20 protein-coding genes and 2 pseudogenes are annotated in these 23,119 nt (G+C 34.4%); 8 read left to right on the forward strand and 14 right to left on the reverse strand.

All coding sequences use genetic code 11. From position 1 onward, the window contains the following. Window position 1 precedes the first annotated feature (1 nt). Together infA and OPR37_RS03395 are read left to right on the forward strand one after the other, a co-directional pair. A complete protein-coding gene (gene infA, locus OPR37_RS03390; protein ID WP_007302820.1) occupies window positions 2-238 on the forward strand; it encodes a translation initiation factor IF-1 in 237 nt (78 codons plus the stop codon). Beyond that, window positions 235-825: a Maf family nucleotide pyrophosphatase gene (locus OPR37_RS03395; protein ID WP_007302819.1), complete on the forward strand. Its 591-nt coding sequence runs from the start codon at window positions 235-237 to the stop codon at window positions 823-825. The genes infA and OPR37_RS03395 overlap by 4 nt, the downstream gene beginning before the upstream one ends. On the opposite strand, the gene OPR37_RS03400 is transcribed toward OPR37_RS03395, so the two are convergent. Beyond that, the gene (locus tag OPR37_RS03400; RefSeq protein WP_019236339.1) at window positions 812-3,025 is read right to left on the reverse strand and encodes a hypothetical protein; all 2,214 of its coding nucleotides are present in this window, start codon (window positions 3,023-3,025) and stop codon (window positions 812-814) included. The genes OPR37_RS03395 and OPR37_RS03400 overlap by 14 nt on opposite strands. Window positions 3,026-3,405: 380 nt before the next feature. Then, the gene (locus OPR37_RS03405; RefSeq protein WP_052264771.1) at window positions 3,406-4,743 is read right to left on the reverse strand and encodes an alanine/glycine:cation symporter family protein; all 1,338 of its coding nucleotides are present in this window, start codon (window positions 4,741-4,743) and stop codon (window positions 3,406-3,408) included. 638 nt (window positions 4,744-5,381) lie between these two features. Between OPR37_RS03405 and OPR37_RS03410 the strand changes: the two genes are divergently transcribed. Next, window positions 5,382-5,714 carry a hypothetical protein gene (locus OPR37_RS03410; protein ID WP_265016821.1) on the forward strand — a complete coding sequence of 111 codons (333 nt, stop codon included), beginning with the start codon at window positions 5,382-5,384 and terminating at the stop codon, window positions 5,712-5,714. A gap of 450 nt (window positions 5,715-6,164) precedes the next feature. Here OPR37_RS03410 and OPR37_RS03415 read toward each other — a convergent pair whose 3' ends face one another. Next, window positions 6,165-7,184, reverse strand: coding sequence for an IS110 family RNA-guided transposase (locus OPR37_RS03415; protein ID WP_214303242.1), 1,020 nt, complete (start codon window positions 7,182-7,184; stop codon window positions 6,165-6,167). 56 nt (window positions 7,185-7,240) lie between these two features. On the opposite strand from OPR37_RS03415, the gene OPR37_RS03420 reads away from it, so the two are divergent. Continuing rightward, a complete protein-coding gene (locus tag OPR37_RS03420; protein WP_265016822.1) occupies window positions 7,241-7,924 on the forward strand; it encodes a hypothetical protein in 684 nt (227 codons plus the stop codon). A 144-nt stretch (window positions 7,925-8,068) separates the two neighbouring features. Here the strand turns inward: OPR37_RS03420 and OPR37_RS03425 are convergent, their stop codons facing one another. The 3 genes from OPR37_RS03425 to OPR37_RS03435 form a co-directional block, all read right to left on the reverse strand. Next, window positions 8,069-8,572, reverse strand: coding sequence for a protein-disulfide reductase DsbD domain-containing protein (locus OPR37_RS03425; protein ID WP_264684794.1), 504 nt, complete (start codon window positions 8,570-8,572; stop codon window positions 8,069-8,071). A 287-nt stretch (window positions 8,573-8,859) separates the two neighbouring features. Then, complete coding sequence (gene groL / locus OPR37_RS03430) at window positions 8,860-10,518, reverse strand: chaperonin GroEL (protein WP_007302814.1); 1,659 nt, start codon at window positions 10,516-10,518, stop codon at window positions 8,860-8,862. Between the two features lie 89 nt (window positions 10,519-10,607). Continuing rightward, window positions 10,608-10,898, reverse strand: a complete 291-nt coding sequence (locus OPR37_RS03435; protein ID WP_007302813.1) for a co-chaperone GroES — start codon at window positions 10,896-10,898, stop codon at window positions 10,608-10,610. Window positions 10,899-11,010: 112 nt separating this feature from the next. Here OPR37_RS03435 and ygfZ point away from each other — a divergent pair, with 112 nt between their 5' ends. Continuing rightward, window positions 11,011-11,808, forward strand: coding sequence for a CAF17-like 4Fe-4S cluster assembly/insertion protein YgfZ (gene ygfZ / locus OPR37_RS03440; protein WP_265016823.1), 798 nt, complete (start codon window positions 11,011-11,013; stop codon window positions 11,806-11,808). A 656-nt stretch (window positions 11,809-12,464) separates the two neighbouring features. Here ygfZ and OPR37_RS03445 read toward each other — a convergent pair. Both OPR37_RS03445 and OPR37_RS03450 read right to left on the reverse strand, forming a co-directional pair. Further along, window positions 12,465-13,130: pseudogene (locus OPR37_RS03445) on the reverse strand (IS6 family transposase). 75 nt (window positions 13,131-13,205) lie between these two features. Next, window positions 13,206-14,195, reverse strand: a complete 990-nt coding sequence (locus tag OPR37_RS03450; RefSeq protein ID WP_052264911.1) for a ribonucleotide-diphosphate reductase subunit beta — start codon at window positions 14,193-14,195, stop codon at window positions 13,206-13,208. Window positions 14,196-14,324: 129 nt separating this feature from the next. Here OPR37_RS03450 and OPR37_RS03455 point away from each other — a divergent pair, with 129 nt between their 5' ends. Further along, entirely contained in the window at window positions 14,325-14,663 is a 339-nt protein-coding gene (locus tag OPR37_RS03455) for an outer membrane protein assembly factor BamE (RefSeq protein WP_007302809.1), read from the forward strand. 30 nt (window positions 14,664-14,693) lie between these two features. Here OPR37_RS03455 and OPR37_RS03460 read toward each other — a convergent pair. Both OPR37_RS03460 and OPR37_RS03465 read right to left on the reverse strand, forming a co-directional pair. Beyond that, window positions 14,694-15,089 (reverse strand): annotated as a pseudogene (locus OPR37_RS03460) (hypothetical protein); the annotation flags it as partial. A gap of 293 nt (window positions 15,090-15,382) precedes the next feature. Then, window positions 15,383-15,550 (reverse strand): hypothetical protein, encoded by a 168-nt coding sequence (locus tag OPR37_RS03465; RefSeq protein WP_246485284.1) that lies wholly within the window; start codon window positions 15,548-15,550, stop codon window positions 15,383-15,385. Window positions 15,551-15,645: 95 nt separating this feature from the next. Between OPR37_RS03465 and OPR37_RS03470 the strand changes: the two genes are divergently transcribed. Then, on the forward strand, window positions 15,646-17,154 hold the full coding sequence (locus OPR37_RS03470; RefSeq protein ID WP_264684795.1) for a WH2 domain-containing protein: 1,509 nt from the start codon (window positions 15,646-15,648) through the stop codon (window positions 17,152-17,154). Here OPR37_RS03470 and metG read toward each other — a convergent pair. The 3 genes from metG to OPR37_RS03485 form a co-directional block, all read right to left on the reverse strand. Continuing rightward, entirely contained in the window at window positions 17,151-18,680 is a 1,530-nt protein-coding gene (gene metG, locus OPR37_RS03475; RefSeq protein WP_052264938.1) for a methionine--tRNA ligase, read from the reverse strand. The genes OPR37_RS03470 and metG overlap by 4 nt on opposite strands. A gap of 133 nt (window positions 18,681-18,813) precedes the next feature. Continuing rightward, window positions 18,814-19,722 carry a hypothetical protein gene (locus OPR37_RS03480; protein WP_264684796.1) on the reverse strand — a complete coding sequence of 303 codons (909 nt, stop codon included), beginning with the start codon at window positions 19,720-19,722 and terminating at the stop codon, window positions 18,814-18,816. Window positions 19,723-19,805: 83 nt separating this feature from the next. Further along, window positions 19,806-21,209 (reverse strand): NAD(P)H-dependent flavin oxidoreductase, encoded by a 1,404-nt coding sequence (locus OPR37_RS03485; RefSeq protein WP_052264766.1) that lies wholly within the window; start codon window positions 21,207-21,209, stop codon window positions 19,806-19,808. A gap of 135 nt (window positions 21,210-21,344) precedes the next feature. Here OPR37_RS03485 and coaE point away from each other — a divergent pair, with 135 nt between their 5' ends. Beyond that, a complete protein-coding gene (coaE, locus tag OPR37_RS03490; RefSeq protein ID WP_007302729.1) occupies window positions 21,345-21,923 on the forward strand; it encodes a dephospho-CoA kinase in 579 nt (192 codons plus the stop codon). Here coaE and OPR37_RS03495 read toward each other — a convergent pair. Next, on the reverse strand, window positions 21,913-23,097 hold the full coding sequence (locus tag OPR37_RS03495; RefSeq protein ID WP_012481740.1) for a ribonuclease D: 1,185 nt from the start codon (window positions 23,095-23,097) through the stop codon (window positions 21,913-21,915). The genes coaE and OPR37_RS03495 overlap by 11 nt on opposite strands. Window positions 23,098-23,119 lie beyond the last annotated feature (22 nt).

The raw sequence follows: 23,119 nt of genomic DNA on the forward strand, positions 1-23,119 counted from the left end.
AATGATAAAAGAAGACAAATCAAAAACAATTTTTGAAGTGGAAGGGGCAGTAACTGCTTTACTACCTGCAGCAGAATTTAGAGTGAAGCTGGACAATGAACATGAGATTATCTGTCATGTATCAGGAAGAGTGAGAAGAAGTAAAATACGTATTATTATAGGCGATAGAGTGTTAGTTGAGATGAGTATTTATGATAGGAATGCAAGAAAGGGTAGGATAATAAAAAGGCTAAAGTGATAGAACAATCTCTAGATAATCTTATTCTTGCTTCATCATCAGAAAGGCGAGTAGCCTTACTCAAACAAATAAATATTAAGCCAGGTTTGGTTTTGCCAGCAGATATAGATGAATCGCCTTTGAAGAAAGAACTGCCAAAAGATTACTCAATCCGTATGGCAAAAAGTAAAGCCGAGAAAATACAAAGTGCAAATCCAAATTACTTTGTGCTTGGTGTGGATACAGTTGTTGCTTGTGGTAGAAGGATATTGCTCAAAGCTGAAAACGTTGAACAAGCAGAAAAATGCGTTCGCTTGTTATCAGGAAGAAGGCATAGAGTATACACCAGTGTGTGTTTATTAATTCCTGATCAATCTAAACAGCATATTAGGACTGTAGTTACAATAGTGAAATTTAAGCGTCTCAGCGAACAAGAAATTAAATATTATTTAGCATCAGAAGAGTGGAAAAACAGGGCAGGGGGATGCAACATACAAGGCCTTGCGGGAATGTTTGTATTATTTTTACGTGGTTCTTACTCTTCTGTAATAGGGTTACCATTACATGAAACCAATTGCTTGCTAAGTAATTACTTTAACCTATACTAATACCACTGTCCTTTTTTTGTTTTTCTTCAGCAATAAGTTTAGCCCAGATTCTATTTCTATTTGCTAATGCAATTCTATTGCGATCAGGACTATCATTGCATTCTGTTAAAGTATCTTTTCTTTCCTCTTCTACTATTCCAGCTTTCAGTTGTGCTGCATCTTTTTCTAGCAATTTATATAGTTCGCTATTTTTGTCTATAGTCAGATTAGTATTATCATTTTCTTGTTCTGCTACTTTTCTTTCTAATAACTTACGTACAGGGTCATATTTTTTACCTTCTTTTACTTCTTTCAACATACTTTCTGAGAATAAATCTTTAGTAGCCTGGTCTCTCAATCCTTTATTCAATTTTTCCAATGTATCTTTTGGTTCAATGGTTTCTAATTTCCTCTCTAATTGTTCAGGATTTACCTGAAAATTATCGTGGCTAGTGTAAGTTGGAGATGAGTAACCTGAGTCGTTTATTTCTTCCTCCGCTGCATTGTCTTTTAGCAATCCAGCTGCTAATAAATGTTCTTTTGTTTGTTCACTCATTTTCTTTTGATTTACTGGTTTTAGCGGGAATTTCTGAGTTTCTTTATCCAACCTACTGGTAAATTCCGTAAGTAGGGTATAATCTCTTTGTTCAACATTCATTAGGCTCGCTTTTAACTGTCCAGAATTTACTCGAGATTGTTCATGATTAGAGTGAGTTGGAGATGAATAGCCCGAATCGTTTGTTTTTATATCTGTTGAGCTGTATTCTAGCGATTCATTTTCTTGTTCGGTTTCTTTTTGTTCATCGTTTCCTCTTTCTTCGTTTTCCTTAGTGCTAAGATAATCTTTTTCTTGTTTATAATCTGATTGAGGTTTTGAAAGCGTTATATACTCATCTTCGTTATCGCTCCAACCATCTTCGAAGTCAGAAAATTCTTCACCATACTTACTTTCACTACGTAATAACTCATTTTTTGCTTTCCATGCAAGAATCGAAGCTACATCATTTAGTGATTGCTTATTTCCAGTATTGCTTGATTCTTTAGCGTTTTCATACTTAAATGCACCTTTAACTTTTTTGAATGCAACGTCTTGTGCTGCTGCAGTGCTTTCATTAGTTGTAGGATCAAAAATTGCACCTTTTTGCCGATTATTAGATATTTGCTCACTTTCATCTGATCTTCGGCTTCCAGATGCAGTATATCCAAACGTAGTAAATGTAGACTGCCTATCGTTTTGATTTTGGCTTACAGATTTGGTGAAAGCAGTACTGTTTGAATGATCAGAATATGGAGAATTGTAGTTATTTCCACTATTAATCCGTATTGGCTGATACTCACCTTTTTGCTGATTATTAGGTAATGAACTAGTTCTAGTTGGCAGTGACGGTGGAATCTTTTTAGCAGATGCGTTATTAGAATGTGTAGTGCTAGTCGTTGCATGCTTAAACTTAACTTCTTGATCTTGAGTAGCTTGAACGCCAACACCTTTACTAATATCATTTTCTATGAAAGTTTCAGATGATTGTTGATTCTCTTGTTCTTGTCCTTTCTCCTTGAATTGTATTTGATATAGGAATAAGCCACCTATTTTTACATCTGTGTTTGCTTTTAATTGTTCCTCAGTAACACCATTACGTTCAGTGAGATCTACACCATCTTTATCAATCTTGATTTTGATAGTACATTTTTTGCCATTTTTGTCATGCCAATTCAAAGTCATTTCATATGAACCATCGGTTACAACATAATGCCTTATTCTTTTCTCTCCTTCTTCGGCAACAAAACCGTGCATTCCGCTCTTTCCATCACTATGCAGCGTTGAAAATCCCGAAATTCCTTTCTTCTGACAAAAGTCACTATTTAAAAACTCGCTGATTTTAAACTCTTTTTTGTCATCTCCCAGTGTAATACTTGCGTGATCGCCATATATTGAAACTCCTGCGATATCATCAACATACTCTTTTAACCTTGCTTTAACTTCACTTTCAAGCTTTTGTTCGGCTTTCTTTATCTTGTTCTGCTCTGGAAGAATAACTTCATAAGCTTTATTTTTGTCTTCATCTGTCTCCAAATTCCAGATGGGGTGCTTTATTAGAAACTTTACTGCATTAAAACCAACTCTGGAATTATAAATTGGGTCGTCTTCCTTTTTTATTTCATCGAATAAAGTAAAAAATCCTCGAATGAATTCATGATATTGTTGTGTGCTTTGAGTATTCATATTTTCCCTCACTAATAACCCTCTGCCTTTTAGCCTTAGCTAGTACAATTATTACGGGAATTGATTTAGTTTTTATTAAAGAAGTTGTATTGCTAACGTGATGACATGAGCTATTTTATGTTCACATCAAGCAATTTAAGTTGTCATTCCAGTCTGGAATCTAGATTTTTCTAGACTTGATCCTATAGTCAAATTCATAACTACAAACGTTGTAATATAAGAGTAATTTTCACCAAAAAGTATGTCATTTGAGTAGCTGACACTGGGATCCAGTCGCACTCAGTTAGTGAGCATAAAAGTATTATGTTAAAACATAAAATTTTTGATGAAGTTCATGAAAGGCTGGATTCCAGACTGGGATGACAACTTAAAATATTGCTTTAGCTCTGTTTTTGCAACTTCAGGTATTTGCTACTCATAGTAAATACTTCTGGATCTTGAGAAGTGAGCTTGAGTATAGCAAGTATGTTTATGAGTAGCAAAGCAGCAATTGAAATATCAGCGATATCCCAGAGTAACTTAACTCCACCGATTGCACCAAATGGAATGATTAAGGTAAAAACTACAGTCCAGATTTTAGTGTATTTATTATCCATAGATACATAGCGTATTGTTTGTTTTGAACAAAAAAACCAAGTAAAGATAGTAGTAAAGGCAAAACAAAACATTATAGCCATAATTAAATAGTCAGTATAGGGCCAATTCATAGCTTTTCTAAAAGCAAAAATGCACATGTTAGTGCTCTCTAAATCAGTAATCCAAGAATCTGTGACAAGCAGTACCATTGCTGTAATGAACACTATGAGTGCAACTATAAAAGGAGATATTATTGTGATTAGACTCTGTTCAATGATAAATTTATTGTTATTTTTTTTAGGAGTAATCGAGGAGTGTACAATTCCTTCGAGGCCAAGTCCTATATCTGTTGCAAAAATACCTCGCAGAGTTCCTACTTGAATAATAGTCAACATTTCTAAAATTAAACCTAAAGATAAGCCAGAGTTAAAGCTACTAGTTGTAAAAAAATTGCTTGTTATTAGTTTTAGAGAAGGAAGAATATTTTCACTAAACTTAAATAATATGATACCGCAAAGTGTGAGGTAACTTACCGTCATTATCGGTATCATAGCCGATATAAAAATTTTAATTTTTTTTAAGCTGAGAGCTGCAACAACAAAAAATATTATGGCCATTACAATGCCGCCAATGACTACAGGTATATCTACCATGCTGAGTGGTATTGATAGAGAATTTACCTGAACAAGGTTACCAACTGTTATTGAAACCATCATCATAATAACTAGAAACACAACTGTAGCTTTTCTAGAATTAAATGCATCAGTCATGTAGGCTACAGGTCCACCTATAAACCGTCCATTTTTTTCTTTTCTGGTTTTTATACTTAGGTAACAAGTAACATATTTTATCACAGAAGTAACAACAATAATTATTGCCATCCATAAAATGGATCCTGGTCCTCCGGTTTTTAGAGCAACAGCAGTGCCTGAAACGTTTCCTACTCCTAAATTTCCTCCTAAGATTGTAAACAGGGCGGCTATAGAAGAAAATTTATTTTCTCCTCTTTTAGCTCCAATAAGTGAAACGGCATACGGTAGTCTAAACACCTGTAACCATTTTAGTTTAACCGATAGGTAAACACCAGCAACTAGTATGAGTAGTATTGTTGGCAGTAAGAAAACAAACTTTACTGTATCCATCTGTAAAAGAGAGATTTTTACTTGAGTATATAGCAAAAGTTGAAAATACCCAACCTATTTTCTATGTATGACTTCGGTTTCATTATTCTAGCACCTCTTAATCTTGTCATACCAATCACAACTGATTGTAATATGGTACAATGTTCATACAATGTCATTCCAGTGCTTAACACTGGAATATTGTGTTTTTACATAAGGTTAGCTGCTTTTATACTTATCAACTTAGTGTCTAATCTGGATGCCAGAGGGCTTTGTTGCATAGCAGGAGAAAAACTAGCGATTACTGACAAAATTCATTATAAAATAGCCATTTAACCGCTTAAGGATAAATATATCATAAAAAATGAGAGTCAGTAACCAAGGTAAATATAACAAATTTTTCCAAGAAATAGGAATATTTTCATTTAGGCAAGGTGTTGATAAGAAGTTTAAGCTACAAGAGCATTAAATATAGTGATGAAGCACGAGAATATCTAAATCACACATATTGAGAAGCAACCTTCAACAAGTGTAGATGAAGCACAAGCACAATCTTTAGCAGGTGAAAAGAAACAACTATAGTTTTCGTTATTGTTTAGTGTTGACCTAGAAGGTCAACACTGATATATACCTCTATATAGCTAATATGTGGAGGTAATATGGTGGTAGATAATCCAAAAGCAGTTAATAATCAGGATTGTTTTGATAAAAGTAATCGTTTTTATTTGCGCTTAAAAGATAATTTTTTTAAAAATCTGAGCCCAGATAGTAAAGTATCTATGGATTCTGAAGATAAGAACGAAGAAGTTAGTATTGATGATGATGAAAAGTGGTTTAAACACTTTTCTACTGTACTTTCCAATGAAGAAGGACAGGAAAAGTATAGATATGAGGTTAATGGCAGGTATGAATATAAACATGCCAATAAGTTCTCTAATTGCATAAAAGTCAACAATAATTTTTTGTATCATGAAAAATATTTTTTGATGTAAAATTCAGCTCTAATACAACCTTTTATTTATTATTGTATTATCTTATTCAATCAAAAGAGGTTTTATTGGCAATAAAAACATCAACACTAATTTCCAATTAATCTCTTTTAAACTATGTAGCCAATGAATATGTGGATAAATACGTCCACACAAACTTAAAGTATTTATCCACATATTCATTAAGCTTATAAAAACTAAGGTATCATTCTTTTCCTCTATAGTCTTAATGATTTTACATAAGTTAAAAGTAGCATGCTTCCATTGTTCTCTCCGCGGTCTAATATGGCTAATTCATATTGTAGCCAAGCCGCACTATACTTGTTAGGCGGAAGTGGACGGCAACATGTACGCCACGAAGTCTATGCTTCAACTTATCCTCTTGCTTATCCCTTCCATCGGCATTGCTATCTTTACTTTCAGTAAAATTATTGTTTTATACTTCTTTAGTGTTTATTGATAGCAAAACTCTTTTCTATCGATTAGCATCTTATGCATAATCACGGCTAATTTTCTTGCTACTGCAACAATTGCTTTTTTCATGCCCTTTTTCTTTTTAAGCTTCAATCCCCAGCTTCTTAATTTAAATGTCCTTTTACATTTTACCAGTAAGACCTGCGCGGCTTCATATAACATATTCCTACAGTCCACTGGTCCCATTTTTGATATACTTCCGTGTCGATCAATCTCACCAGAAGCGTACTGTCTTGGACTTAATCCCATATAGGCTCCAACTGTATAAGATGTTTCAAACCTATGCAGATCATCTATTGCAGCTTTATATGTCATTGCTACTATAATACCAACTCCTGGAACAGTAGTTAATAATTTACAATCCTCATCTTTTTTGCTTTGTTCTGAGAGCATTTTATCAAGTTTTCTTATTGATTCTTCTATTATTTCTAAACTATGTACTAATGATTCAATTGAGGTTTGGCTAATTTCATCTAGATTATTAACCATTTCTTGCACTTTTAAAGCAAAGTTTGCAGAACTAAGACGTTGATTAACTTTTATCCCGTATATTTTCAGTAATCCCCTTATTGTTCCCGCAATTTGCTCTCTGCAACGTATTAATTGTCTTCTGCTTCCAAGTATTATTTTAACCTGACAAGCTTCGTCTGATTTTACTAATACCTCCTTAAATAGCCCAACTCTCATCATTTGTGCTATGCCTCTTGCATCATTTTTATCATTCTTATTGATTCTCGCAGATAATGCTGCTGCCATATGCCTTGCATCTACACAAGTTACTGGTAATCCAAGATTCCTCAACTCTTTGCACATCGATATTGATAATTGCCCGCTTTCTATTCCTATGGACTCGTATTTTTTGTTTTGACCAAGCAGAAACTCAGCTATTGCACTGCTTTCACTTGCAACAACCCCTTCTTTAACAATTTTTCCTTTCTCATCAATGATACTAATAAAAGTTTCTTTGAGTGAGACATCTAACCCGCTATAATGTTTCATGAGACTACTCCTACTGTAAAAGTTTAAATTATTCTTGAAGAACTAATTCATTGAATTTGTTACTTCGTGCTAAAATAATGGAGTATGTCTCTCCATCATTCAATAGCAATTACAGTATGTACGATAGCAAAAATGTCGTAGGTGCAATTGCTCAGAAAATTGCAAAAGATGTAAAGGAAAGTATAAAAGATAATACTTTAGAATATATAGGAATTAAAGAAAGTAGAAAGAAAGGTAAGATTAAGCCTGCACTCAGAATTATGCTTGGCGATCCTACAAAATCAATAAATGTGGTTGATGTTTTAAATAGTGATATATGCAGAAAATATGGTGTAGATGGAATTACATTATTGCTGCCTAGTAAAAGCAAATGTGAAACAAGGGGAATACGCTGCAGAGTTGATGAGAATGGAACAAGAATTTATGAAGTAGCTAACGGCTCATATTATATGACTTTAAATTGGTATGCTGAAGGAGAAGAGTGTGAAATGAAAATTATCATTAGTGATAATGGTGCTGTAGAGTTTATTGAAAGCAATGGTGTCACTTGGGAGCAATTAGCTGCAAATAAAGAAGTAAAAGTAGGAAGACAATATGAAGCGAAGCCTTTATATGAAGCATTGTCATATTTAAAGCGAGAAGGCTCTGAAGTAATAAAAGGATTTTATCCTTCAACAAGTGTGGAAAGCATACAAATCACTACAGGAGTTAATAAGCAAGCAGCTCTTTCAAAGTTATAATTTTCGTTATTGATTGAAATGAAGCCTTTTGGGGACCAAAAGGCTTCATGATCGAAATTTTTGGAAAGATCTTTATTGGAAAATTCAGGGACAGGAATAACATTTTTAAGCTATCGTATAACTATCACTTGCTCGCTGGGAGCTCTATTTTTCATACCACTCATTTATGAGTTTATTGATATCGGAATCCATAAAATCCTTTAGTGGTTGACTGGTTTTTATCTCGGCATTTTTAGGGATACACCTATCTTTACATATTGCGTACTTTATATGAAAGTTAATATCAGCGTATTCCTGATTTGGAATGATATTAGTTTTAAAGGGAAATAACACCATATCTTCATATATGTTACTAACAAATGTAACTTCCCCAACTTTATCTTCATGTTCCTTGGGAGTAGACCAATGAATATCTATATTTGATATGTTACCCTGACAGTCAAAGGAAGTAGGAAGGCCGAAATCTCCAGGGTCTTTGTAATATATATGCCAACCTGGTTTTATTGTAACCTTTATTGCGCCTTCAATGGTAAGGTTTGCTTTATTTATCTTACCAATGAGCAGATCAAATTTTGCAACTTCTTCTTCAGCGCACAATTGAGTGCAAGAAAAAAGTAAAAGTAGGATTGAGTATATACGTATTTTCATAAATACTCTATTTATGAAGAAAATAATTTAAGTTCTATCTATTATAATAAAAATATTATATAAATCATTTATTAATATAATATTATACTAATAGTAATATACTAGCAATTATAACTTTCATATATTATTTTTTTATTTTTAAGCAGTTATAATATTAAAGAGACGTAACAAATATAAATAGTAGTGGCTTTGCATAGAAAATCACAAATTTATTTCCTTTATAAATGTAAGACTTTTTAGAACTAGAAAGATACCTTGGAGCAAGTTGCTCCAAGGCTCTTGTTTACTTAGAATCCACCCATTCCGCCCATTGCTCCTGCACCCATAGGTGATGAAGCATTTTCTTCTTTGTTTGGTAGATCAACTATCATAGATTCAGTAGTAATAAGTGCGCTTGCTACAGACACTGCCGTTTCAAAAGCAATACGAACTACTTTTGCCGGATCAATTACACCAGCTGTTGATGCATTAGCGTAGTTCATAGCCTCAACGTTGTATATAAGCTCTTTATCATTCTGCTTAATCAAATAGTCAATTATAACAGCAGATTCAAGACCAGCATTTTTAACCAATCTTTTGATTGGAGCACTGAGAACTTTTTTGACAATGTTGATACCTATTTGCTCTTCATCGCTTGAAGCTTTTAGCTTATCAAGAGCAGATGCAGCGTAAAGAAGTGCAACTCCTCCACCTGGAACTATCCCTTCTTCAATTGCAGCTCTTGTTGCATGAAGTGCATCTTCTACTCTATCTCTACGTTCTTTTACCTCTACTTCAGTTGCTCCACCAACTTTGAGTACAGCAACGCCGCCTGATAGTTTTGCTAAACGCTCTCTTAGCTTTTCTTTGTCATAATCAGAGGTTGAAGTTTCAATCTGAGATTTAATCTGGTTAATTCTAGCATTTACTCTGTTTTGTTTGTCACAGTCGCTGTCTTCACTAACAATTGTGGTATTGTCTTTAGTGATTTTAACATTTTTAGCAGTACCAAGATCTTCAAGAGTCAAATCTTCCATCTTGATTCCAAGCTCATCTTTTATGACATACTTAGCACCTGTTAAAGCTGCTATATCTTCGAGCATCTCCTTTCTCCTATCACCAAAACCTGGAGCTTTTACTGCAGCAACTTTTAGACCACGTAATTTGTTGATCACTAAAGTGCTTAATGCTTCACCTTCAACATCTTCTGCAATGATAAACAAAGGTTTACCAGACTTAAAAATAGCCTCAAGAATAGGAAGTAAAGGTTGAATAATATTAAGTTTTTTTTCTGTAATCAGCAAATATGGATCATCAAGCTCCACGCTCATCTTTTCATTATTTGTAACAAAGTATGGAGAGAGATAACCACGGTCAAACTGCATACCAGTTGTAAGTTCAACTTCTAATTCTTTTGAACCCTTACTCTCTTCAACAGTGATGACGCCTTCTTTTCCAACCTTTTTAACAGCATCAGCAATGCTATTACCAATATCTTTATCACCATTTGCAGAAATTATTGCAACTTGTGCAACTTCATCCATTTTCTCTAAAGAAATTGTGCGAGACATTGATGTAATTTCCTTTAATATCACATCTTTTGCCTTCTGTATTCCATTTTTGATACAAATACGATCATTTCCAGCTGCAATTGACTTTGAAGCTTCCATTATCATATTGCTAGTCAGTATTGAGCATGTTGTGGTACCATCACCAACTTTGTCATTACACTGAGAAGCACTTTGAGCAATGGTGCTTACTATCGCAGAGTGTAATGGTTTTTCAGGCTTTATACCTTTCATTACCTTATAGCCATCCTTTGTGACCTCTGGTCCACCATATGGCTTGCTAATTCCTATTGTATTTCCCCTAGGCCCTGCAGTTGCTCCCACCGTTGAGTCAACCATTGCTGCAACTTCACGAAAGGCTTCTTGCAACTGTTCGCCTGATACTACTATGTTAGCCATTTTTATCACTCCTTAAATTAATAAAAAATTTAGAATATTAAAATACATAATGCACTATATAGCGCATTAGTTTAGTAAAATAGGGATACCTACTTGATAACAGCAAGTAGGTCTGACTCCTTCATCACGACATACTTTTCATTGTCATGCTCTACTTCTGTGCCAGCCCACTGCCTGTAGAAAACCTTATCACCAGTTTTTACAGTTAAAGCTATACGCTCTCCGCTTGAGTTGCGTGAACCACTACCAATTGCTATAACTTCACCTTTAGTAGGCTTCTTTTCAGCACTTGATGGTAGTACAATTCCACCTTGTTTTTCTTCAGTAATAGGCTTTATTAGCACGTTATCATCTAATACATTCAAATTTACACTTGACATTTATGTTTCCTCATTAATAGATTAACCTACAATTCTATGTAGTCATCTAAAGGTTACATTTCAAGGGTTGGAGTTAGTAAAAGTGTATAATTAAGATTTGAACAGAAGTTTTATGGGTTACATACCGCTAGCAAACCGTAGTCTAATATCTTTATACGGACCAGATACGAGAGATTTTCTTCAGGGTGTTATAACAAATGATATTAATAAACTAAGTAGCCAGCAGGAAATTTACTCTTTATTACTCAACCCTCAGGGAAAATATCTGTACGATTTTTTCCTCATTGAGCATGATAAATATATTTATTTGGAGTGTGAAAATGCCCATCTACAGCAAATAATTGAAAAATTAGACTTGCTCAAAACTTACCTTAGAGTGAGGATTAAAGACATTAGTTCACTATATAAGGTTGGAGTTTTGTTTGATGCTAAGTTGGCGAAGTGTAGTAGTAAGTCACAAGTTATTTTTCAAGATCCAAGGCACAAGCTGCTAGGAATGAGGATCATACATGAAGATGAAATAAAAGAACCGGTTGGAGATTTTATTCAGTATGAAAAAGTTAGAATTAAAAACCTTGTCCCAGATGGAGCAAAAGATATGGTGCAAAATTCATCATTTCCGCTGCAATATTTAATCGATAAGATAAATGGTATAAGCTTTAATAAAGGGTGCTATATAGGTCAGGAAGTTGTAAATCGAATGAGCAGACAAGAAAAATTCAGAAGGAAACTTTACCTTGTTGAGGGAAAAAATGCACTTCCAAATATTGGCACTAAAGTAATCAGTGAACATAATGAAGAAGTAGGAGAACTACGCTCTAGTGTCGACAATATTGGACTTGCATTGCTTAATACTGGAAAAAGCCACGCAAATTTATATGTCGGTGGAGTTAGCATTAAGACGTTATAAAATATCTATTCGGGTAAAAGCCCCTTTTTCTTGTTTAAGTTATTCACAGAATTGTTAATAACTAAGTTGATAACCTAGTAGAGTATATAATTTTACATTTCTGAGTACTTTGGAGATTTATAATAAATATGATCTCCAAATACTAATATATATATAATTGAAAGCAAAAGAACTGTGGATAACTCTAAAAAGTTATATTTATTTTAATATTTAAAAAAAAAAAGAAACAACCATTAAGGGAGCTAAGCTAATACAATCATATAAAAGATTACATATTTGGTTATAGTTTTAATATTTTTCTAACAAAAGCCAATAAGGGGGTAGTCTTGGAAAATTTTTCCTAAAAGATAAAATTTTTAAGTGCTTTTGAAGTGATACTTTAGGTATTTTTAAAGTAATACTTTTAAAGTATCAATTGAACATTTTTGAGCATTAATCTGGAGGTTCAACAGGCACTTTTTTATGCTGTTTGAGAAGAGCAAAAATTGCATTTTCTCTTGCTGAAAGCTTGTGTTTCTTATATTTTCCATAATACACATTATGTAATTTTTAATACTAACAAAAACATTTCCCAAATTTTTACACAGCAACCTATCTGGTTCTGTTGCATCTATAAACCATAGAAAAGAAGATCATTAAAGCTGGGATTATAGGAGTTATAGAGCCATTAACATAGCAAAATTCTCAAAAGTAGAAACATTGTCATTAGCTCCGATAATTTGTTTTTTCTGAATCATGCGAATATTTTCTATACCTGTAATAGTAATCTTTGCGGAATGAAAATTTTTAAAACTAAGCATAGGCTTTATTCGCTTCTTGATAAACCTCTCAACAATATTATTTAGATATTTTATTTGAAGAACTGTGATTCTATAATCTTCAGAAATTTCTGCATTCAAATCATCAAGAGCAGCAGTATTACTGCCGCTTTTATCAATGACAATTTTCTCAGGAAGATAGTTACTCCTGAAGGCTTTACGAAAGAATGCAAGTGCTGCAGACTTGTCTCTACTAACACACAAGAGGAAGTCTACAGTATTACCAATAGTGCTCTATATAAATAAACCCATTTACCGTTTAATTTAATGTAGGTCTCTCCAACTACTACCAACCTGCTTCTTTCTTTTCCTTACTGCCTAATCTATCAGTGGTGATAACCCACTTTGTAACGTAGCATGGTCAATTTTTGCTCCCCTTATACTCATAATTTCTTCCAAATCTCGATAGCTCAAAGAGAATCGACATTTCATGTATACAGATAACATCGCTGAAAAGCTAAATCCTTTGAAGGATGGCAATAATTTTTGATTGATACGAAACATCTTTGCTTTATTTTTAGACAATTATATCATTCTTTTTTCTACTTCCCTACAAATGCGACAGAACCGAAGTTACTGCTATTCACTTTTTGTATCGTTTTTAGCAAAAGCTTCCTCCCAAGTGCCTTGAGTTGCTGCACGGCTATACTCTGTTACTCTATTTTCAAAGAAATTTGTATGTTCCACGCCATTTAGTATTTCATCAAGCCACGGAATAGGGTTATCTTTAACATTATATATAGATTTAAGACCTAATTGCGTTAACCTTCTGTTTGCTATGTAACGTATATAATTGCGCACTTCCTCTGCAGATAGCCCTTCAACATCTCCTAAATCAAAAGCAAGACTTATAAATTCATCTTCAAGTTCAACAATAGTGTGACATGCAGAATATAATTCTTCTTTGAACTCGTCATTCCAAATTTCATTATTCTCTTTAATAAACGTATTGAACAAATTGATAATTGAATTGGTGTGCAAGGTTTCGTCACGTGCTGACCAAGCAATTATTTGCCCCATACCTTTCATTTTTCCAAACCGTTGAAAATTGAGCAAAATTGCAAATGATGCAAATAACTGCAATCCTTCAGTGAAGGCACCAAATACTGCTAAAGTTTTAGCAACATGTTTTTTATCTTGCTTTTTACTTTCCTCAAATTCTAACATATATTCATACTTCTTTCTCATAGCATCATATTTTAAGAATGCTTGATATTCATTTTCTGGCATGCCAATCGTATCTAGAAGGTATGAATAGGCTGCAATGTGTATAGTCTCCATATTGGAAAAGCTTGCAAGCATCATACATATTTCTGTTGGCTTAAATATATTTGAATAATGCCTCATATAGCAGTTATTTACTTCAATATCTGCTTGAGTAAAAAACCTAAAAATCTGGGTCAATAAATTTTTCTCTACATTCGAAAGTTTAGTTTTCCAATCTTTCACATCATCAGCAAGCGGAACTTCTTCAGGTATCCAGTGTATCCTTTGTTGCTGCAACCATGCATCATATGCCCAAGGATAATTAAAAGGCTTGTATATTGGATCTGCTTCTAGCAATGACATAAGGTACCTAATTATTTTGAAGTAAATATTATATTAAATGATATTGAGAATCAGTCAATTTAACTTTTTTGAAATTTGACGACAGATAGTTTATCAGTGTATTATGATTTCAAATAATTAATTGACGAAATGCGAGTATTAATATCTTTTATTTTATTATTTACAGTGAGCTGCACTCACACTATTCACAATCACGGAGTTCCTGGCATTAATATTGAACTGTGGAGCAAAATACAAGTAGGTGATGATAGAGAAAAAGTGGTTCATACTTTAGGATCGCCAACACTAGTATCAAAGTTCGACGAAAATGTTTGGTACTATGTCTCATATAAAATTAAACAAGCTAACTTCTTGGGAAAAAGGAAGTACAGTAGTAAGTCTCTGCAAATTTCGTTTAATCAGAATGACGAAGTTACAGATATAAGAGAAATCAACGTTGCAGAAAGGTCTTTAGCTGTTGTTGATTGAAAATTTGCTGATCTATTTTTCATTACAAGTATCAGCACTTTGAGCTATTTCATTGTTAGAGTGGGGATAATCATCCGGATGATGCCCCTCATCACCGTAGTCCATACCCATTCCTTCTGATGGCATATCTTCTCCACCTCCACCTGAAAAATATTCAGCAAGACTTTCAAGAAATTTTATGCCAAACATATTACCTGATTTCCCAAATAACGTTACTAGACTGCTACCACTTACCAAACCTTCAAACACATTATTATAAGCAGCAATTGCTCCTTCATGAAAGTTGAACATCCACTTCATTCCATCCACAATTGTTGCAACAGAGTCACTATGACCAAGACCGAAACCACTTTTCTCACTAGCGGCTTCCTGGTGTTGCTGCTGTGCCTGCCATTCTGCAATATTTGGACCTTGTGCTTCACTCATAAACTTTTATTCTAAGCCTTAAGCTATTATTTTACCAAAAACACTGTAAAATATCAATTGTTTAAGAGAGGTTATCATAAAAATATCTAACACTAAGCTATTTTTATGATTCTGAATACCAAAACATCGATGATGTGCTGTGGTAACAAAGTGATGACTTGAGGTTTAAGATAGCTTCTATTTCTTCTTAGAAGACTGCTCCTCTCTCTTTCCTTTTTATTTTATTATCTTAATGTTAACTTACTCAAAAATTATTAACAAGTACTAATAATTTAATTGTTAATAACATTATATTAATAATAAGGAAGAGAAATTCCTACTACTGATTCATCTAATAATAAAATACCTGCATCAGTTCCACCACCACCTCCTTTACCACTCGAAGGTTTAAAGAATTGGACACCTCCACAGGATAATAAAAAACCTTCTAATTTGGCTACATCAGGAATTAGCAGTCGCACTGAACCAAAAAAAGGTCAATCTAAGAGTCCTGTTCAACAATCATCTCTTAATTTTGCAGAAAATCCACTATTTAAGAAAATACAAGAAAAAAATAATGTGGATAGCAAAAATGCAGATGAAGGAAGCAAGAATAGTACTCATGTTAAGAATCCAGAAACCAGAAATAGCGCTCAGTCATAAAGAAGAAGATAATGCGAGTGACAAAACTAAAAATGATAGAAGCAATACTAAACAGGGTGTGCCGAAAAAACCTATGACTGAACAACATAATGGTGTACACTCTGATAGTGAAAATCAAAAGTCATCTGTAGCAGAACAAAAAAAGGCAACTGCCTTAAAATATTCAATTGCTATTTTGTTATTGTGTACATCCGGTCCTGTAGCTGGAGTATGCACGTATTTTATCATTTCAGCAGTATTAAGTAGTGCTGCAGTGCCAGTTTCTTCTGCAGTTATTGCTTTTGTTTCTGCATCGGTTATGTTGAGCTTAGCTGCATATCTTATCTATTCATACCTTTCTGCAATAAACAGCGAGAAAGGAGTTGATCCTGGTAGAAAACAATCACAAGATTTACAGAAAGCAAAAGGACTTGAACATAGCAATACTCCTACACCATCATTTCCAGTAATGTCTGGAATACCCATTGTACCACTACTACCTCCACCACCTCCTCCATTGCCACAAAATGCTGCACCACTACCATCTCCGCCGCCTCCTCCTACAGCTTCCAAGTATACGGAGAAACCTAAGAATGGTGCACCGAAAAAGGCTAATGAATCTAAGCATGATCGTTCTGATCTGCTTGAACAGATAAGAAAAGGTGTTATTTTGAAGCCAGTTCCAAAGGATGGTTTTAAAATACCTCAAAAACAAGAGGAGGAAAGTGTTGCTGAAAAGCAAGAGAGCGACGTACAATCGCGAAACAAAGAAGTACATCAAATAAGGAAAGTTGAAAATCAAAAAACTGACAAAGAGCAAAACAATAGTGAGAGTATTCAACAAGGAAATTATATGAATGAGGGTTTGAAAAGCAAAGTTCTAAAGCAAAGAAATAAAAGTGGTTTTCAAGATGAAGAGCTAGATTCCTTAGACAAACAAGATGATTCTCTTTGTAGTTTGGAAGAATCACTTATAGAACCAAATAACACGTCCAATAAAGAGCTAAAGAAACCCGTAAAACCGCTAAACTTACCAATAGTATTAAAGAATATAATGTCCAGTGAAAATCCATTACTAAATAGCCCTAGTAATAATTTATTGAGCAATAGTAGTAATGTATCTGATGATGAAGAGTGGGATACATCCCAAGATTCTATGTCTTTTCAGTGTGATAATATAAAACAAGAGAAAATGAAGAATAGAGATAATTATCCATATTCAGCTTCTTCTTCAACAAAACCAGGTGAGGTAGAAGATTCATCAAATCCTCCTGTAGCCGAGATCATAAAGCAGCTTGATCAAAACAAAAATAAAGTCATTTCTTCCAAAGTAGACAACGGTATAAACACATCAAAACAGCAAGGTACCTTTGTTGATTCTGTTGAACTAAGCAAATTAACTACACAACGACCAATTCAGCCTGGTTTACTAAGGGTTCTTTAAATATCAAACCTCAAAAAAATCGGCGTAGGCTTAGGTAATGTAACACCTAAGCTTACACATGCGTTGCACAGAGATTTTAAATCACGTTGTTCTTTTGGAGTCTGTAATTGGTCAAGTATTATTTCTGCTGACTTTGGAACAATTGGCTGCAATAAAATACCAATTATTCTGATATATTCGAGTAATTTATAAATCACTAAATTCATGCGCTCTCTATCGGTTTTACTGAGTGTCCAGGGTGCACTTTTATCTATGTAAGCATTGGCCTTGGAAGAGATATTGATAATCAGGAGTATAATCTGGTTAAATTCATACTTTGATAGATGATCCATTACTTGATCAATTATGGCTTTGCAATTTTGTAAACTCTCATCATCTTTAAGCAAATTGCGATCGACCACTGGTACAACTCCAAAGCATTGCTTGTGCAGAAATGAAATTGTTCTTTGCACTAAATTGCCTATATTGTTTGCCAGCTCTGAGTTTATGCGGCTGATCATGTTCTTCTTACTGAAATTACCATCTTGACCGAAACTTGCTTCCCGAAGGAGAAAATAGCGTAGTTGATCAACACCAAACTCTTCTGCAAGATTAATTGGATCTATAACGTTACCAAGGGATTTGGATATTTTTTCCCCCTCGTTTAGCCACCAACCATGAACTGCAATTTGCTTTGGCAGTGGTAAATCTGCTGCAAGAAGAATAGCTGGCCAATATACAGCGTGAAAACGCAATATGTCTTTACCGATCACATGAATGTTGAAGGAGTTTGTCCAAAACTTCTTATATTCCTCATCTTCTATATTAGGAAAGCCTATTGACGTGAGATAGTTAGTGAGCGCATCTATCCAAACATAAATTACGTGCTTGTCATTCCCTGGTACTTTTATTCCCCAATTAAAACTAGTACGAGAAATCGAAAGGTTAGTAAGTCCTGATTTTACAAACGATACCACCTCGTTTTTTCTGCTCTCAGGAAAGATGAAATTCGGATGATTTTCGTATAACTCTAGTAATTTATTTTGCCAACTTGACAAACGAAAAAAGTAGCTCTCTTCTTTTATCCACTGAACTTCAGCGCCTGTTGGTGCTCTGCCATCTATCAACTCTGATTCCTGATAAAACGCTTCGTCACGAACTGAATACCAACCTGAGTAAGAATCCAGATATATTTGCCCTCTCTCTTCAAGCCTATTCCATAGAGCTATAACTGCTTGTTCATGACGTTCTTCTGTGGTGCGGATAAAATCATCAGAATTAAAGTTCATTAGCTCAGCTAATTTTCTGAACGTAACACTTATTTCATCTGTAAATTCTTTTGGCTCTATTCCCTTTGTTTTAGCTGCTTTTTCAATTTTTTGTCCATGTTCATCTGTACCAGTAGTAAATTTGACGTTCTTTCCAGCTAATTTCATAAATCTAGCTGTAACATCACAGATAAGGGAAGTATATGCGTGGCCGATATGTGGCTTGTCGTTTACGTAATATATTGGCGTAGTGATGTAAAAGCTCTCAAATTGCTCCATTTTGTACTAGTTTAAAGCTTTATCGTATCTGCACTAGTAATAAAAATCAATACATATCCTACCAGACAAGCAATCTGAAAATCCATTATACCGCTGCGCGTTGCAGCGGTATTCTCGATTAGTAACTTATGGTTTAGCAGCACAACCCTCCAAACTGTTGTGTCGCATTAGGATCACCAAATGCATACCCAGGTGTGCCATCATAAGAAGGAGCACTTGAAGCAGTATTAGGATCTTGAGGAGAGTAAGGAGGTGGTGGTTCAAGATTAGAAGAATCTCCCAAATCATATCCAGGTTCTGATTTATGATAGTTAATTACCGCTTCTTCAGCCTTCTTAATATTTTCTGACTCTTTCTCATGTTTCATATGAAAAGCCACACCACCAGCAAAACATACAAGAGAATTAATACCAAGAATGACTAAACCCCAAACTGGTAAGACTGGGTTAATAGCGCAACCTACCAAAGCTGCTAAAGAAATTGCACCAACTGCAAATTCTATATTTCTGAACATTTTAAGTTTATTATCCAGGTAATCTACCTTTTCTGATTTTCTAGCCGTTTTTTCGCTGCTGTTGTACCAAACACACATTAAAGCATGGAAAGCAACACACGTAACTACAGCTACTATCCCTAAAGCTAATAATTTCCTGTTGTCTTCTGCGTCTTTTTTCTTATCTTCTCTGCATGGCTGGTTACTGCTACCGGAACCAAGGTTATTTATCACTGTAGTATGACCACTAAACAGGTTGCTAAGTAGTAAATAATCCCAAAAATCTAAACCTCTATTATTGTGTACATGTACGTGTGTAACCTGAGGGCTTGTAGGTTGTTGCCTACTATCACGTCGATCACTTCCTATATTGTGTTCATTAGTTGGGTTATAGCGCCTAAATTCCTTATACGCATTTTCAAAATTTTTATCACTCCAGTTCTCAATATTTTGCATACCACGAGAACGTAAAAATTCTTGAACATTCTTATCACTGCCATTTTCTTTTATATAGGCAAGTGCGTACCTTTTTAAAACACTATCGCGCATAGATATTCCCCTCAAATTAAGATTAAATTAATAAACAATTATTACTATAAATTATATAGAATAATGTCTTCTTGTCAAGTTAGTCATAAACCAACCAATATTCTATCTACCAATTCTTTTACTGTCGGTATGCAACCATTTTTATAAAATGGGTCTTGCTTAAATTTGTACACATTGTGCCCAGAAAACATGAGTTCATTTTCAACATTGCCGTCATGTACAATGTTTTGCAGTGTCTTTTGTATACAGAAACTCCGTGGATCTGGCTTTCGCCCTGTTGAATGGTCACCATGATCTTTCCAATTGCTAAACAGACAATGGCTCAAACATCCCATGCAATTAATTTGATCTTGTCTTATTTCCGCAAATTTGCCTGGCGTCACAAAAATAACAGTTGTATCTGGAGTTTTCATTACCTCTGTATACCCTGCTTTAATCCATGCATTTGCTAGCTCTTTGTCTTTTGCAGTGAGGTAAATCTTTCTACCTCTGCTACCCATTGCAAATTCATTATTAAACTCTCCACTCACATTTTCTGAAAATTTCATTTGACGTGAATTTCGTTCCTGTAGCTCATATATGAAGCTATTTCTTACTGCAGATGAGTAAAATCCTGTTGGACTAAATTTGTTTAAAAATACATCACCTTCTTCTAAAGTAAGTAACTTCTTTTTCCATTCTGTAGAAATCGGACTTTCTTTTGTTAAAAGTGGACGAGTGCCAAACTGAAAAGCTATTGGTCCGATTTGTAAATTGTCAAACCAATGTTCCCAATCCTTCAAATTCCACACTCCCCCCGCCATAACAATTGGCGTTTCAGAAAGACCGACCTCATTCATGAAAGATCTAAGCTCTGCAACTCTTTCAAATGGAGCCTGCGGTAATTCTGGGTCTTCACTATTACTGAGTCCATTGTGACCACCAGCAAGCCACGGATCCTCATATACTACTCCACCAAGTAAAAAAGAAGATATTTTTTGGTAAGCACGTTTCCACAACGCTTTAAAAGCGCGCGCCGATGAGATAATAGGGTAGTAATAAACTTGATATTTAGCTGCAATTTCTCCAAGCCTGTAAGGCATACCAGCACCGCAAGTGATGCCATGAACTAAACCTTTTGCTTTTTCTAATATGCCATGAAGGACTTGTTCTGCTGCTCCCATTTCCCAAAGCACATTCATATGTATTCTTCCACGGCCCTTTGATATTTCATTCGCTATTTTTGCTTGACTAACTCCAGCCTCAATACTATACTTAATTAATTCCTCATGCTTTTCATTTCTTGTTTTACCTCTATAAATCAGCGGCACCAACTCACCATTGTCATCAATAAGTTTAGCATTTGCACCAGAAAACGTACCAACAGCATCTGCTGCAGCAAATGCTCCACTTGACCTTCCATCACTGACTGCAATGCCTTTGCCGCCCTCGATGATTGGCCATACTTCCTTCCCTGAAATTGCTATCTTTTTTATCTTATTTTTCAAAATTTCCTCTTAATCTTTCACTCTATTTTACTTGATTGCTAAAAAAATAATAGCTTTTCTTTTAATGCACACAAATTCAGTTTTAAGTAGACATAACAGCTACGACACATATTCTTTTTAAGAAGTCTTTGATATATGATAATAGGTCTAACAGGTGGAATTGCAGTCGGAAAGAGCTTTGTAGCCAATTGCTTTAAAGAATTTGGTGCCGCTTTGTTTGATGCTGACTCTGTCGTACACCAGCTTTATAAAGTGGACAAAAACATAATAAGTTATGCAGAAGAAAAATTTCCTGGGGTAGTAGTAAATGGAAAAATTGATAGAACAGTATTGTCTAAATATTTTTTAGCACATGATGAAAATTGGAAGCAATTCCAGTCTTTAGTACATTCCGCTGTGCAAAATGAATTAGAATTTTTTATTGCTCATGAGAAAGAAAACAACAGAAAACTTCTAGTTCTAGACATTCCACTCCTGCTGGAAACGAGATTCCATTTGTATTGCGATTTTATTGTTTTTATCCATGCAGATAGCGTTGTGCAAGCTCAAAGGATTAGTGAGCGTAATATGGATAAAAAAAAGCTGGATCTAATGTCTAGTATTCAGCTCCCTATTGAAGAAAAAAAGCAAATGAGCGACTTTATCATCGATACCAGCGCAAATGTTCTTTCTCAAGTGAAAGATATAATAAACTCGTTAGACCTCAACACGTGATACGGTTATTCTCCACAAGATTACTCCGAATTTTAGCTGTACTATCAGCAGATTTTACCATTAAAATTTCAAACCTTGAGCCTGCATTCAAAAACGATTCTACTGATCTGCCGAAAAAATCATATCTCCATCCCTTGAACAATTTATCTATCTTCCCAGATATTGATCCAGCTAACTCATCTTTTGACGAAACTAACTTTCTCGATATGTTATTTTCCTTACATTTGCTCTCTAAAATAATCGAGAGTATATCAAAGACAGATTTATCATAATTATCCGACAGAGTATAATTTTGCTGCACAAATTCCTTCTCATTCTCATTGAAAATATCTATAAATTCTAATAAATCTTCCTCTTTTATATTTTTTGTGTTTCTCTTAAGGTCATCTAAAATGTCATCAATATGTTCCACGTTTTTTTCAATTAAACCAGTTATTACGGCATTATTGACTACCTTATTACGATTTATATTGTAACGCTGTGCTAAGGTCTCTTGCCACTCACTAACTGCTTTAACAGTTAACATCAACCTTGGATTTGCTTCATAATTAAATTTAATCCTCTTCCATGCATCTTTTGGATTATGCAAATACTTATTGACATCAACTATTGATTCCATCTCTTCTTGAAACCAGCCCATCCTATTATTTTCTTCAAGTTTATTGCACAATATTTGGTGTAGGTCATATAGGTGTATCACGTCATTTACTGCATAATCTAATTGATCCTCAGATAATGGCCGTTTTAACCAATCTGAATTTTTAGCTTTAATTTTATCCAGCGCTACCCCCTGATATTGCTCTACTACTTTTGAATAACCAATAAAGTCGTGATAATAATGACAAAACATAGCAGCAACTTGGGTATCAAAAATGGGAGTAGGAACACATTTAAGCACGGTGAGTAAGGATTCTATGTCTTGCCGACAACTATGAAAAACTTTGGTTATTTCTCGATTCAGCATTATTTTCTTAATAAGCGATAAGTCAATTCCCGGTACTAACACATCTACAATAAAACTCTTCTCTCCGTAAGAAATTTGAATTAGTGATAATCTAGGATAGTAGGTTAAATTGTTTCTAATAAACTCTGTGTCCACTGCTATAAATTTTGGATCTTTTGCCATCAATTCTTCACATGCATTCTCCAGCTCCGATGTCGTACTAATTAGCATATATTTTTTATTCAGTGGCTAT

The organism is Wolbachia endosymbiont (group B) of Lycaena phlaeas (assembly GCF_947251875.1).
In the GTDB taxonomy this organism is placed as follows: Bacteria; Pseudomonadota; Alphaproteobacteria; order Rickettsiales; family Anaplasmataceae; genus Wolbachia.

What these genes read in the sequence shown, in the direction of transcription:
- OPR37_RS03405 (WP_052264771.1), bottom strand. Translation starts at nt 4,743, where the DNA reads ATGGATACAGTAAAGTTTGTTTTCTTACTGCCAACAATACTACTCATA.
- OPR37_RS03400 (WP_019236339.1), bottom strand. Translation starts at nt 3,025, where the DNA reads ATGAATACTCAAAGCACACAACAATATCATGAATTCATTCGAGGATTT.
- metG (WP_052264938.1), bottom strand. Translation starts at nt 18,680, where the DNA reads ATGGAGCAATTTGAGAGCTTTTACATCACTACGCCAATATATTACGTA.
- ygfZ (WP_265016823.1), top strand. Translation starts at nt 11,011, where the DNA reads ATGGGTTACATACCGCTAGCAAACCGTAGTCTAATATCTTTATACGGA.
- OPR37_RS03410 (WP_265016821.1), top strand. Translation starts at nt 5,382, where the DNA reads ATGGTGGTAGATAATCCAAAAGCAGTTAATAATCAGGATTGTTTTGAT.
- OPR37_RS03455 (WP_007302809.1), top strand. Translation starts at nt 14,325, where the DNA reads ATGCGAGTATTAATATCTTTTATTTTATTATTTACAGTGAGCTGCACT.
- coaE (WP_007302729.1), top strand. Translation starts at nt 21,345, where the DNA reads ATGATAATAGGTCTAACAGGTGGAATTGCAGTCGGAAAGAGCTTTGTA.
- OPR37_RS03435 (WP_007302813.1), bottom strand. Translation starts at nt 10,898, where the DNA reads ATGTCAAGTGTAAATTTGAATGTATTAGATGATAACGTGCTAATAAAG.
- infA (WP_007302820.1), top strand. Translation starts at nt 2, where the DNA reads ATGATAAAAGAAGACAAATCAAAAACAATTTTTGAAGTGGAAGGGGCA.
- OPR37_RS03470 (WP_264684795.1), top strand. Translation starts at nt 15,646, where the DNA reads ATGTGGATAGCAAAAATGCAGATGAAGGAAGCAAGAATAGTACTCATG.
- OPR37_RS03480 (WP_264684796.1), bottom strand. Translation starts at nt 19,722, where the DNA reads ATGCGCGATAGTGTTTTAAAAAGGTACGCACTTGCCTATATAAAAGAA.
- OPR37_RS03425 (WP_264684794.1), bottom strand. Translation starts at nt 8,572, where the DNA reads ATGAAAATACGTATATACTCAATCCTACTTTTACTTTTTTCTTGCACT.
- groL (WP_007302814.1), bottom strand. Translation starts at nt 10,518, where the DNA reads ATGGCTAACATAGTAGTATCAGGCGAACAGTTGCAAGAAGCCTTTCGT.
- OPR37_RS03415 (WP_214303242.1), bottom strand. Translation starts at nt 7,184, where the DNA reads ATGAAACATTATAGCGGGTTAGATGTCTCACTCAAAGAAACTTTTATT.
- OPR37_RS03450 (WP_052264911.1), bottom strand. Translation starts at nt 14,195, where the DNA reads ATGTCATTGCTAGAAGCAGATCCAATATACAAGCCTTTTAATTATCCT.
- OPR37_RS03495 (WP_012481740.1), bottom strand. Translation starts at nt 23,097, where the DNA reads ATGCTAATTAGTACGACATCGGAGCTGGAGAATGCATGTGAAGAATTG.